The following is a 12941-nucleotide window of genomic DNA, read 5'->3' on the forward strand; positions in this document are numbered from 1 at the left end:
AGGAGAACCGAACATGGGTTGGGCAGAGGTGTTCCCGCGCATCCTGGGCGACGGGCTCGACGTCGAGTTCCGCGCCTACGACGGGAGCCGCGCGGGACGGGCCGGAGCCGACGTGGTGGTGGAGATCCGCTCTCCGCTGGCGTTGTCGCACCTGGCGGCCTCCCCGGACGAGCTGGGGCTCGCCAGGGCCTACGTCACCGGTGCGCTGGAAGTGCACGGCGACATGCACGAGGCGCTGTCCCGGTTCCCGTCGATCGCCGTCGCCGAAGTCCCCGCCCGCACCAAGCTCGACCTGGCGGTGCGGCTCGGCGCGCAGCGGTTCTGGTGGCCGGTCGGACCGCCGCCGGAGGAGTACCGGCCGCGCGGCGGCCTGCGGCATTCGAAGCTGCGGGACAGCAAGTCCGTGTCCTACCACTACGACGTGTCGAACCGGTTCTACGAGTGGGTGCTGGGTCCGTCGATGGCCTACACCTGCGCGGTGTACCCGGACGCCGACGCCACCCTGGAACAGGCGCAGTACGCCAAGCACGACCTGGTGGCGCGCAAGCTCGGCCTGCGGGAGGGGATGCGGCTGCTCGACGTCGGCTGCGGCTGGGGCGGCATGGTGATGCACGCGGCCGAGCACTACGGGGTGCGGGCCATCGGCGTCACCCTGTCCCGGCAGCAGGCGCAGTGGGCGCAGAAGGCCATCGTGGAGCGCGGTCTCGCCGACCTCGCCGAAGTGCGGCACCTGGACTACCGGGACGTGCCCGAGGCGGACTTCGACGCGATCAGCTCCATCGGCATGACCGAGCACATCGGACTCGCGCAGCTGCCCGGCTACTTCTCCGCGATGCACGCGAAGCTGCGGCCCGGCGGCCGGTTCCTGAACCACTCCATCACCCGGCCCGACGGGACCCGTGCCTCCAAGCCCGGCAAGTTCATCGGCCGATACGTGTTCCCCGACGGCGAGCTGGAAGGCCCCGGGACGCTCATGTCGGCGATGCACGACACCGGTTTCGAGGTGCGCCACACCGAGAACCTGCGCGAGCACTACGCGCTCACGCTGCGGGACTGGTGCGCGAACCTGGAGGAGCACTGGGACGAGGCGGTGCGGGAGGTCGGCCCGGCGCGGGCGCGGATCTGGCGGCTGTACATGGCCGGTTCCCGGCTGGGCTTCGAGCTCAACAACATCCAGCTGCACCAGATGCTCGCCGTCCGCCTCGCCGACGGCGCCGCGGACATGCCGCTGCGCCCCACCTGGTGACGGATCAGCCGGGCAGGTCCGCGGCCGACATCGGCGGGAGCAGGTCGCCCGCCGGTTCTCGGGACCACCAGCGGCCCGCCCGGTGCTCGGCGCGGTCCGCGAAGCGGTAGCGGTAGAGCCGCACCCGGACCAGGACCGGTGGCGCGTCCGGGAACGGGTCGTGTCGCACCAGGCGGCGGATTCCCCGGTCGCCCCGCAGCAATCCGCGCAGCAGCGCGGGCAGCCAGGTCCGGCCGTGGCTCGGGGCGATCGCGACGAACCAGAGCAGCCAGCCCAGCCGCAGGTGGTACGGCGCCACCTGCGGCGGGCGGCGGCGCGGATCTCCCGGTTTGCCGGGGAACTCGTACTCGCGCCAGCCGGATTCCCCGCTGCGGTCGGGAGTTCCCTCGACGACGACCTCGTAGCGGGTGCGGGTCACCGAGCCGAACGCGCCGTAGGTGCCGCCCAGGTGCAGCCGGTTGAAGCTGCGGTTCATCACCTGGTGGCGGCCCAGCATGTTGCGCACCGGGTGGCGCGCGATCACCAGCATCCCCGCCACCAGCGCCAGCACCAGGACCTGGTGCCACAGCGGGGAATTCCGCATCTCCGGGGCGGGGAACCGCAGCAGCCGGTCGTCCATCGCCGAGCACGCCAGCGCGATCGTGACCAGGTTCAGCCAGGCGAAGTTTCCGCTCAGCAGCAGCCAGCACTGGGTGAGCACGATCAGCGCCGCCGCCACGTCCGCCGCGGGTTGCGGCGCGAACAGCGCGAACGGCACCACCAGCTGGGTGCCGTGGTTCGCCAGCACCTCCACCTGGTGCAGCGGACCCGGCAACCGGTGGAAGAACCGGCTCAGCGGCCCCGGCATCGGCTGCGTCTCGTGGTGGTAGCGCAGCGCCGTCAGGTCGCGCCAGCACTCGTCACCGCGCAGCTTGATCAACCCGGCGCCGAACTCGACGCGGAACAGCAGCCAGCACAGCAACCACAGCACCGGCGCCGGGGGAGTGGTGTGCGCCGGGCCCAGGAAGATCACCAGGAAACCCGCTTCGAGCAGCAGCGACTCCCAGCCGAAGCCGTACCAGACCTGCCCGATGTTGACGATCGACAGGTACAGCACCCACAGCACCAGCCACCCCAGCAGCCACGCCCACAGCGGCAGCACCGCGGGCACGCCGAGCACCGCGGCGAGGGCGAGCAGCACCCCGGTCCAGGCGACCGCGCCGAACGCGCGGTCCGAGTAGTGCAGGTGGAACAGGCTCGGAGCGCGCCGGAACCCGGCCGCGCGCAGGAACCGCGGCGCCGGGGTGAGCCCGTGCTCCCCGGCCAGCGGCCGGAACTGGTGCACGGCCGCCGCGAAGCCCAGCAGGTATGCGAGGCCCACCAGGCGCGTGCACACCTCCCGCGCCTGCGCGTACTCCGGTGCCCAGAACCACGAACCCATCCGGTCCTCCTCCTTCCCGAGGGGTGCCCGGCTCGCGCGCCGGCTCACCAGGCTTCGAGGTGCTCACCGCGGTGGCCGCTCCGGGGGTGCCCGACGCGCGCCGGCTCACCAGGTGACCCACTCGCCCCCGCGTCGGTGCCTCGCCCGTCCTCGCTCCGGGGCGCGGAGCTTAGGATGCTCCGTCGGGGAGGCGGGAAGCGATGTTGGACGACGTGGCGCGGCTGCTGGCGTGCCCGCACTGCGGGGCCGGGCTGGAACCGGCCGGCGGCGCGCTGCGCTGCGCGGCGAACCACTCCTTCGACCTGGCCAAGCAGGGCTACGTGAGCCTGCTCGGCGGCCGCGGTGCCCCCGCGCTCGGCGACACCGCCCCGATGATCGCGGCCCGCGCGGACTTCCTCGCCGCGGGCCACTACGACCCGATCTCCACGGCGCTGGCCGACGCGACGGCCGGAGCGCACACCGGTGGACCGCTGCTGGACCTGGGCGCGGGCACCGGGCACTACCTGGCGCGCGCGCTGGACCGGGTGCCGGACGAGGTGGGCGTGGCGCTGGACGTCTCCAAGTTCGCCTCCCGCCGTGCGGCGAAGGCGCACCCGCGCGCGTCCGCGGTGCTCGCCGACGCGTGGCAGGGACTGCCGCTGCGCGACGCGGCCGTCGGCTCGGTGCTCAACGCGTTCGCCCCGCGCAACCCCGCCGAGACGCATCGCGTGCTGCGTCCCGGCGGGCACCTGCTGGTCGTCACCCCGAACACCGGGCACCTGGCCGAACTCGTGGCGGCGCTGGGGCTGCTCAGCGTGGACGAGCGGAAACCGCAGCGGCTCGCGGAGCAGCTCGCGGGGCACTTCGACCCGATCGCCACCACCACCCGCGAGTTCCCGCTGCACCTGGGCCCGTCCGAGCTCGGCACCCTCGTCGGCATGGGACCCAACGCCTGGCACACCGCCGACTCCCTCCCGGCCCGCATCGCCGAGCTGCCGGACCCGTTCCCGGTCACCGCCTCCATCACCCTCTCGACGTACCGGCGCCGCTGACGGAGCATTCCGTTCCGCCGATTCGAGTACGTTCCGCGTCGGCATATTCCATTCGCTGCGCTGAATGGGGAAATGGAAACGTGGTCCATCGGCACCAGTAGTGTTCGCATTCGTCGCAATCAGTGTGTCAAATGCTGAAACGAGGTGCGGTGTCCGTGGAAGAAGAAAGCCTGGGGCGCGAGATCATCCGGCGGATCGAGGGGCTCGACGATCCTACCGACGACGAGGCGAGGAAGATCGTCGACGAGCTCACCGCCGAGGACGAACCGCAGCCGCAGCCACCGTTCGACGGGCACATCGAATCCATCCGAGTGCAGGGCATCCGCTCCTTCGGCGAAGAGCAGGAACTGGAGCTCTCCCGCGGGCTCACAATCGTCTACGCCGAGAACGGAACCGGAAAGACCAGCTTCGTCGATGCGGTCGAGCTGCTCACCACGGGAGCGACCACTCGCGCGAAGCAGACGCCCAACCTGAAGAACGAGGTCAAGGACGAGGCGCACATACAGCATTCCACAGTGGACGGAAAGGGTGTCATCGCCCCATGCGTTTCGATCACGTGGAACCAGGATGGAACCGGTCGAGACGTGACTTGGTCGGGGAGCTGGGGTGTCGGGGCGGCTGGAGTGCCCGCAGTGCAGCTCCTCGCGCGACGACGGCTTAGGGAGATCATCAATTCCAGTGGCGTCGACCGGGCGACCGCGCTAGGAGACGCGGTCGGGTTGACTCCCACCGCGATGCTGTGGGGCGATGCCAAGAAATCCTTGGAAAACGAGGTCGCTCGGCTGTTGTCCGCAGCGCCGTCGGGCCCCGGTCACGTCGTATCGAGAGCGACCGAGTTCCTCGCCCAGAACGGTTCCCAAGCAGGAACCGGAGTGGATGACATTGCCAAGATCATCGAGTCGGCTGCCCGCGACCGGGTGGATCTGCTCCGGCGGCAATCGGGCACTCAGGCTCATCCTGAGGTCTGGAGCAGCCCGTTCCAGCCACCACCGGCGGTGCCCGATGTGACTGATGTGGGCGATCTCGCTGATCGGCTCGATGCGCAGGTGACCAGTGCTCCGCCGGTCGTGATCGAGGATGCCGTCGTGCGGCTGTTCAAAGCGTTTCTCGCCGTGGCCGAGGAAGGTGAGTCCTGTCCGGCGTGCGCGGTCGGTGCGGTGACCGCTGCGCGGATCGGCGAGGTGCAGCGGTCCCTCGCCGCCGGTGAGGGTGCTCGCGAGGCACGGGAGCGGGTCGAACAGCTCCGCGGCGCCGCCCGGGACGAGCTGATGAGGATCTCTGGTCGGGACCTCCACTGGACCGCGCCGGTGTGGGACGAGACGGCCCTGAACGCCTTTCCCGGTGGCGGTGAGTTCACCACCGGCTATCACGAGTTGCAGCGGTCCGTCGCGGAGTGGGCCGACCGGAGCGAACGACTTCGTGCGGCCGTCGAATCGGCCAGGCAACAGCTGACACCGGAGGCGTTGCGCTCCGTCGTGCGGAGCATGGTGGACCTGGGCGAGGTACGTGGCCGCGTCGTAGATCGGGCGAGTTCGGTGGAGCTGTCGCGGTCCGAGACGGTTCGGTCCCTCCGTGGAGATGAACTGCGGGCAGCTGAGCAGGAGCGGGACGCCGCGCACCACATCGCCGAAGTGATCTGCGAAAAGGAGCGCTCGAAGGCTTTGGCAGCCGCGTTGAAGACTGCTGCCACCCACATCGGAAAGCGTCGCACCCAGGTGCTGGACGAGAAACTCGCGGACCTGGCCGATCCCATCAACTCGTGGATCCGCAAGCTGGCTCCGGCGCACACCCCGGCGATCAAGCTGAAGGTCGACGGAAGTAATGGCGGTCCACGCCTGAGCGTGTTGATCGAAGGCGGCAAGGTGACGGCTATCGGCCGGTTGTCCGATTCGCAGCTCGACATGCTCGGACTCGCCTGCCACCTCGCGACGATCGAGCGGGAGCACGTCGGGGCACCGTTGATCCTCGACGATCCGACGGACATGCTCGACGCGGAAACCGTCAGGAAGCTGGCGAGCGACGGGGTAGGTGATCTCTTGGGGCCTCTCACGGGTGAGGCAAAGCGGCAGATCGTCGTTCTCACGCACGACCAGCAATTAGTGCAGCGGCTTTGGGAGGTGCACGGAAGTCGACTTCCGTGTACGGTGCAGTGGCATCTCGAGCTTGACAAGGAGTCCGACTCGGGGCCTCGAACGGTGCTGAGTGTTCGATCGCCGCTTGGTTACCTTGATCGGCTCAAATCTCTCATTGCTGAAAACAAGCAGTCGGAACATAGATTGTGGCTGAGGAGCGCTGCGGGAAACCTTGCTCGCCAGGCGCTCGAGTCGATATCCGGGGACTTGATGGAGGTGTTCGGGCCGCGTGGGCACGGGTACATCAAGGATGATGCTGCCGTGGTCGCGGCTAGAACTCAGGCCCTTGGTTACCGCGCTGAAAGGCTTCGATCGTGGCTGTTGAAGATCAACGAAATGCATGGCAAGTGCAAAAGTGATTCACATAAGGGGGCGAATTACAATACCGCAAAAATGCTCGATAGCATCGACAAGAGCGATGAGTATTTGTTGAACAAAGCGAGCCACGCTGACTTCGTCTACCCGAGCGTGAGTTTCATCGATGAATATGGGGACAAGCTGTCTCAGCTCGCTCAGTTATTCGGTTCGAGGAGTGATGCAGATGCATCTCGTCCCGACGACTGGCCGCGGACCTGTCACTGGTACCGCTTGCTCAAGCCCTGCGATGACTGCAAGGCCACCGACTTCTTCCCCGACTACACCCCCTGAACCCAGAACGGCCCGCCGGAACACCGGCGGGCCGTTCCGCGTGCGGGATCAGCTCTCCGAGCGGGAGATATTGATCATGTCGTCGCGTTCGACGACCTTGATGCGCTCGCGGCCCGCGGCCTCGCCGAGCGCCTGCTCGTGCGCGTCGAGCAGGTTCCAGCCGTCCCAGGTGGTGTAGCGGACGCCGTTGTCGTCCAGCAGCCGCAGCACGCTGTCGCGGTCCGGCTCCTCGGCGGTCGGCATCGAGTCCAGGTCGGCCAGCAGGTTGCCGATGGTCTCCAGCGCGTCGCCCTTGGTGTGGCCGATGAGGCCGACGGGCCCGCGCTTGATCCAGCCGGTGGTGTAGACGCCGGTGATGTGCTCGCCGTCGAGGTCGAGCACCCGGCCGCCGTCGTTGGGGACGGTGCCGGTGCCGTGGTCGAACGGGATGTCCGGCACGGGGGAGCTCAGGTAGCCGACGGCGCGGTAGATCGCCTGCACCGGGGTGGTCTCGAACTCGCCGGTGCCGCGCACGTTGCCGTCGCCGGTGAGCTCCATGACCTCGGTGCGGAGGCCTTCGACGCGGTCGGTGCCCTGCACCTCGACCGGCGCGCGCAGGAAGTGGAAGTGCAGCCGGCGCGGGGTGTCGTTCTTCGCGTCGCGCAGCGCCCAGTCCTGGAAGGTCTTGACGATCGTCTTGACCTGGTTGTTGCTGCGGATGGCCTCTTCGCTGGCCTCGTCGAGCTCGAAGCCCTCCGGGTGCACGATGAGCTCCACGCCCGGCTGGTGGTCGAGTTCGCGCAGTTCCAGCGGCGTGAACTTGGCCTGCGCGGGACCGCGGCGGGCGAACAGGTGCACGTCGGTGACCTGCGAGTTCTTCAGGCCTTGGTAGACGTTGTCCGGGATCTCGGTGCTGAGCAGGTCGTCGGCCTGCTTCGCGAGCACCCGCGCCACGTCCAGGGCCACGTTGCCCGCGCCGAGCACCGCGACCTCCTTGGCGTCCAAGGTCCAGTCGCGGGTCGCCTCCGGGTAGCCGTCGTACCAGTAGACGAAGTCCGCGGCGCCGTGGCTGTGCGCCAGGTCGATGCCGGGGATGTCCAGCGCCCGGTCCTTGTCGGCGCCGGTGGAGAAGATCACCGCGTCGTAGTGGTGCCGGAGCTGCTCGAGCTTGATGTCCTCGCCGTAGTTCACACCGCCGAGGAACCGGATCTCCGGCTTCTCCATGATGCGCCGCAGCGCGTTCACGATCCCCTTGATCCGCGGGTGGTCGGGCGCGACGCCGTAGCGGATGAGCCCGTACGGGGCGGGCATCCGGTCGAGCAGGTCGATGTCCACTGGCGTCTCGGATTTCGTCAGGATGTCCGCGGCGTACACGCCGGCGGGGCCGGCCCCGACGATCGCAACTCGCAGTGGGCGGGTCATGCGTGTCCTCCTGCTCGACTTCAAAGGTGGCGCCGGGTTGGGTCCCGGGCCGTCGTGGATGTGCCGCGGCGGGGTGCCGGGCGGTCCGCTTTAGGGTGCCCGTCGCGCGCGGAGCGATCCGACTGCCCTCCAGCTTAGGTTGCCCTTACCGGAAATCCCGGAATGCGGACGGTGAGAAGCCTCATAGCGCTTCTCGCTCGACCGGGTGGCGTCTCCGGAATCGATGGATGACCGGGCGCGCACCGTCACAGTACGATCACGTTCGGCGTTGGTGCCTGCACCTTAAAAAGATCTTGTAGAGTACCGACTTTAGTCGGGTCGGCCATCGTGGACACCGGCACTCGGGAGGCAACGATGCACCAGCGGCCGGAGCGGCTGCCTGATGCTGTTCACCTCGAAGAACGCCCCGCGCGGCGCCGGTTCCGGCGCGCTCCGGGGACCGCTGCGCGGCCGCTCGCCGACCGCGCCGAGCACCGGTCCAACGGCCGTCTCGCCGACCGGTGCGCGCGCCGGTCGCGGCGCGTCCGGGGTGGTATACCGCCGTCATTCCTCCGGGGAATATGCCCATGCGCAAACAGTCGTCCCGAAAGCGCCGGAAATGGCGGAATCCGCAGCCGAATCGGCGGTGCCGGGTCATGATCGGAGCCTCCGAGGGCCCCGGGAACGGTTCCGGCGCCGACTCGGCCGCGGATCGGACCGAGTTCGTCCGCCGCTGGACCCGCGAGATCATCCGCACCAGCTACGTGCCGCTGGCGCGCGCCGACATCGAGGGCTTCCTGCTGGAGCGGCTCGACGCGCTCCTCGACGCCTTCGGTGACGAGGAGCGGCTGCTGCACGCCGCCGCCGAGCTCGGCGCACGGCTGGTGCGCATCCACTTCACCGGGCCCGCCGCGCTGGACCGGACGCTGTGGATGCTCGGTTCCGAACTGCCGAAGCTGCGGCCCGCGCAGGCCGCGCCGGGCGAGCTGGTGCCCGTGCTGGGCGCCGTCGCCGCCGCCTACGCGGGGCAGCTGCGGGAACAGACCCTCGACGAGCAGGAGGTCATCAAGCGCGCCGTGCTGCAGGCCAGGGACGCGGCGGAGGAAGCGCTGCGCGCCAGCGAGGCGTCCTTCCGCGCGGTGTTCACGTCCTCCGCGCTGGGCATCGCGATCGTCACGCTCGACGGCATCATCGAAGAGGTCAACTCGCCGATGGAGGGCATCTTCGAGCAGGTCTGCCAGGACCTGGTGGGCCGCAGCGTCTTCGACCTCGCCGACCCGGACTGGGTGGACGACTTGGTGGAGAACGTCGAGGCGCTGTCGGTGGGCGAGGTGGACCGGTTCCAGTCGGAGACGCGGCTCAGCGGCGCCGACGGCGCGCACATCTGGACGCAGGTGTCGGCCTCGCTGGTGCGCGACTCGCACGGCGCGCCGGACTACCAGGTGCTGCTCTACGAGGACATCACGCACCGGCACATGCTCCAGGAGCAGTTCCGCAGGCAGGCCACGCACGATCCGCTGACGGGGCTGGCGAACCGCACCCTGCTCAAGACCACCTTGGACGCGGCGCTGGAACCGGTGTTCCCGGGCCGCCGCGTCGGGTTGTGCTACTTCGACCTGGACGGCTTCAAGGCGATCAACGACAGCCTCGGGCACCCGGTCGGCGACGAGCTGCTGCGCGCGATGGCGCAACGGCTCAACGCGCTGGCGACCTTGGAGTCGGGGCTGGCGGCGCGGATGGGCGGCGACGAGTTCGTGGTGCTCATCCCCGATTCGCAGGGCGCGGCGCGGCTGGTGGAGATCGTCGAGCACATGCTGGCGGAGGTGACCCGCCCGGTGTCGGTGTGCGGCCACCTGCTCACCGCGTCGGCCAGCGTCGGCGTGGTGGAGACCGCGGTCGCCGCCACCGGCCCGGACGAGCTGCTGCAGGACGCCGACATCACCCTGTACCGCGCGAAGAACGAGGGCCGGGCGCAGTGGGCGCTGTTCGACCCGGCGCACAACGCGGCGGCCAAGGAGCGGTTCCACCTGTCGGCGGCGATGCCGACCGCGCTGCACGAGCACGAGCTGTACGTGGAGTACGAGCCGGTGGTGTGGCTGGACGACGCCTCGCTGGTGGGCGTGCGGGCGCACCTGCGCTGGGACCACCCGGAGTTCGGCGAGCTGGACGCGGAGGACTTCCTCGGCCTGGCCGAGGAGACCGGCCTGATCACCCGGCTCGGCACCTGGATGCTGGAGCAGGTGTGCGCGCACGCCGTGCACTGGCAGGAGCGGTTCGGCGACCGCGGGCCGGTGGCGGCCGTGGACCTGTCGGCGCGGCAGCTGCGGGACCCGGAGCTGGTCGCGGACATGCGCCGCATCCTCGCCGACAGCGGCCTGTCCGCCAGCAAGCTGATCATCGGAGTGCCGGAGACGGCGTTGTTCGACCAGCACGGCGATCCGATCGACGCGCTGGAGATCTTCGCCGAGATGGGCCTGACGCTGGGCGTGCACGACTTCGGCCACGACCACCGGGAGGTGTCCCGGCTGCGCGGGCTGCCGCTGTGCGCGGTGCGGCTCACCGGCGGCTACCTGGACTCGTTCGCCGATCCGGGCGGGCCGGACCCGCTGGACGAGCACCTGGTGTCCAGCCTGGTCGGTTCGGCGCGGCTGCTGGGCCTGCACGTCGTCGGCAGCGGGGTGCGCACCCTGGAGCAGGCGAACCGGCTGCGCGCGCTCGGCGTGGGCGGTGTGATCGGGCCGTGCGCGGGCGGGCTCGCCTCCGCGATGGAGATCGAGGCGATGATCGCGGAAGGTGATCTCGGCTGAACCCGTCCGCGCCGGGCAGGGGCGGAAAACGGCTGGCGTGCGGCCGATAGCATCGAAAGGGCAAGTGCCAGCCGGTTCATCCGCGGGTCGTCCCTCCGGCGACCGCTCTTCACGAGGAGTCATCGTGTCCGTTCAGCCGCCCGAAGCCCAGCAGGTCACCAGGGTGAAGGTGCCGGCGGGCACTACCGCTGCCGCCGCCGTCGCCGAAGCGGGCCTGCCCGGCCAGGGGCCGCAGGCGATCGTCGTGGTCCGCGACGAGGACGGCGAGCTGCGCGACCTCGCGTGGGCGCCGGAGTCCGACGTGGAGGTCGAGCCGGTCGCCGCCGACACCGAGGCCGGGCGCAGCGTCATCCGCCACTCGGCCGCGCACGTGCTGGCGCAGGCGGTGCAGCAGCAGTTCCCGGACGCGAAGCTCGGCATCGGCCCGCCCGTCAAGGACGGCTTCTACTACGACTTCGACGTGGACCGCCCGTTCACCCCGGAGGACCTGCAGGCGCTGGAGAAGCGCATGAAGCAGCTCATCAAGTCCGGGCAGAAGTTCTCCCGCCGCCGCCTCGACTCGCTGGAGGCCGCGCGCGAGGAGCTGGCGAACGAGCCGTACAAGCTGGAGCTGGTCGACCTCAAGTCCGGTGCGGACGAGGTCGACACCAGCGAGGTGATGGAGGTCGGCGCCGGTGAGCTCACCGTCTACGACAACATCGACCGGCACGGCGAGGTCGTGTGGGGCGACCTGTGCCGCGGCCCGCACGTGCCGCACACCAAGTTCATCCCCGCGTTCAAGCTGACCCGGGTGGCCGCCGCCTACTGGCGCGGCGACCAGAACAACCAGCAGCTGCAGCGCGTCTACGGCACCGCGTGGGAGTCGAAGGAGGCGCTGGCCGAGCACCTGGAGTGGCTGGCCGAGGCCGAGCGCCGCGACCACCGCAGGCTGGGTGCCGAGCTGGACCTGTTCTCGTTCCCGGAGGAGGTCGGTTCCGGGCTGCCGGTGTTCCACCCGAGGGGCGGCATCATCCGGCGCGAGCTGGAGGACTACTCGCGCCGCCGCCACGAGGCCGCGGGCTACGAGTTCGTGAACACCCCGCACATCACCAAGGGCACCTTGTTCGAGACCTCCGGGCACCTCGACTGGTACAAGGACGGCATGTTCCCGGCGATGCACCTCGACGAGGAGCGCGACGAGAACGGCGTGCTGCGCAAGGCGGGCCAGGACTACTACCTGAAGCCGATGAACTGCCCGTTCCACAACCTGATCTTCCGGTCCCGCGGGCGGTCCTACCGGGAGCTGCCGCTGCGGCTGTTCGAGTTCGGCTCGGTGTACCGGTACGAGAAGTCCGGCGTGGTGCACGGCCTGACCCGGGTGCGCGGCATGACCCAGGACGACGCGCACATCTACTGCATGCCGGAGCAGCTGCAGGACGAGCTGAAGTCGTTGCTGTCGTTCGTGCTGGACCTGCTGCGCGACTACGGCCTGGAGGACTTCTACCTGGAGCTGTCGACCCGCAACGACGAGAAGTACGTCGGCGACGACGAGAGCTGGCGGGTGGCCACCGACGCGCTGCGCGAGGCGGCGGAGTCCTCCGGCCTGGAACTGGTGCCGGACCCGGGTGGCGCCGCGTTCTACGGGCCGAAGATCTCCGTGCAGGCGCGGGACGCGCTGGGTCGCAGCTGGCAGATGTCCACGATCCAGGTGGACTACCACCTGCCGGACCGGTTCGACCTGGAGTACACCGGCAAGGACGGCGCCAAGCAGCGCCCCATCAAGATCCACCGGGCGCTGTTCGGCTCCATCGAGCGGTTCTTCGGCGTGCTCACCGAGCACTACGCGGGCGCGTTCCCGGCCTGGTTGTCCCCGGTGCAGGTGGTGGGCATCCCGATCGCCGACGAGCACGCCGACCACCTCGTCGACGTGGTGAAGTCGTTGCGCGCCAAGGGGATTCGCGCCGAGGTCGACCACGGCGACGACCGGATGCAGAAGAAGATCCGCAACCACACCACGCAGAAGGTGCCGTTCCTGCTGCTGGCGGGCGGCAAGGACGTGGAGGCCGGTGCGGTGTCGTTCCGGTTCCGCGACGGCACCCAGATCAACGGGGTGCCGGTGGCGGAGGCGGTGGCCGCCATCGGCCGCTGGGTGGAGCGCCGCGAGAACGCCTCGCCGACCGCGGACGTCTTCCAGCCGGAGCTGGCGACCGGGGCGGAGGCCGAGTGACGTCCGACGACAGCGGGGTCCAGTACTCCGAGCAGCGCGGCATCGGCGTGCCGGACGCGCTGCAACGGCTG

Annotated in this window: 7 protein-coding genes; 5 read left to right on the plus strand and 2 right to left on the minus strand. The window is 69.7% G+C overall.

What is annotated here, in order from left to right:
- Positions 1–13 precede the first annotated feature (13 nt).
- On the plus strand, positions 14–1246 hold the full coding sequence (locus AC29IT_RS19660) for a class I SAM-dependent methyltransferase (protein WP_358436336.1): 1233 nt from the start codon (positions 14–16) through the stop codon (positions 1244–1246).
- Between the two features lie 4 nt (positions 1247–1250).
- Here AC29IT_RS19660 and AC29IT_RS19665 read toward each other — a convergent pair whose 3' ends face one another.
- A complete protein-coding gene (locus AC29IT_RS19665; RefSeq protein ID WP_488219724.1) occupies positions 1251–2666 on the minus strand; it encodes a lipase maturation factor family protein in 1416 nt (471 codons plus the stop codon).
- A 200-nt stretch (positions 2667–2866) separates the two neighbouring features.
- Between AC29IT_RS19665 and AC29IT_RS19670 the strand changes: the two genes are divergently transcribed.
- Together AC29IT_RS19670 and AC29IT_RS19675 are read left to right on the plus strand one after the other, a co-directional pair.
- Entirely contained in the window at positions 2867–3697 is an 831-nt protein-coding gene (locus tag AC29IT_RS19670) for a putative RNA methyltransferase (protein ID WP_488219725.1), read from the plus strand.
- A gap of 149 nt (positions 3698–3846) precedes the next feature.
- Complete coding sequence (locus AC29IT_RS19675) at positions 3847–6477, plus strand: AAA family ATPase (RefSeq protein ID WP_488219726.1); 2631 nt, start codon at positions 3847–3849, stop codon at positions 6475–6477.
- A gap of 48 nt (positions 6478–6525) precedes the next feature.
- Here the strand turns inward: AC29IT_RS19675 and AC29IT_RS19680 are convergent, their stop codons facing one another.
- The gene (locus AC29IT_RS19680) at positions 6526–7878 is read right to left on the minus strand and encodes an FAD-dependent oxidoreductase (RefSeq protein WP_358436329.1); all 1353 of its coding nucleotides are present in this window, start codon (positions 7876–7878) and stop codon (positions 6526–6528) included.
- A gap of 635 nt (positions 7879–8513) precedes the next feature.
- Between AC29IT_RS19680 and AC29IT_RS19685 the strand changes: the two genes are divergently transcribed.
- Positions 8514–10664, plus strand: a complete 2151-nt coding sequence (locus AC29IT_RS19685; protein ID WP_488219727.1) for a putative bifunctional diguanylate cyclase/phosphodiesterase — start codon at positions 8514–8516, stop codon at positions 10662–10664.
- A gap of 163 nt (positions 10665–10827) precedes the next feature.
- Entirely contained in the window at positions 10828–12870 is a 2043-nt protein-coding gene (thrS, locus tag AC29IT_RS19690) for a threonine--tRNA ligase (protein ID WP_488219841.1), read from the plus strand.
- Positions 12871–12941 lie beyond the last annotated feature (71 nt).

It is taken from the genome of Saccharopolyspora sp. MMCC62 (genome assembly GCF_057736575.1).